Raw genomic sequence first — 218 nt, forward strand, 5'->3', positions numbered from 1 at the left:
GCGGCGGCCTGGATCCCGTACGCCTGGCGGCCGAACCCGACCGTGTTGAGGTAGAGCTCCAGGATCTCCTCTTTCTTGCGTTCGTTGTCCAGCCGGACCGAGATGAGGATCTCCCTGAGCTTGCGCGCGACGGTCCGTTCCTGGCTGAGGCCCTGGTAGTAGTTGCGGGCGAGCTGCTGGGTGATGGTGGAGCCACCCTGCACCTCGCCGCCGGTGAG

At 66.5% G+C, this 218-nt stretch carries 1 protein-coding gene; it reads right to left on the minus strand.

Annotated features, from left to right (window positions below):
- A partial coding sequence (locus ACGWYJ_RS39180; RefSeq protein ID WP_395111783.1) for a transglycosylase domain-containing protein occupies positions 1-203 on the minus strand: 203 nt, incomplete at its 3' end.
- Positions 204-218 lie beyond the last annotated feature (15 nt).

The sequence above is a fragment of the Actinomadura sp. SCN-SB genome, assembly GCF_043906805.1.
Lineage (GTDB): Bacteria > Actinomycetota > Actinomycetes > Streptosporangiales > Streptosporangiaceae > Spirillospora.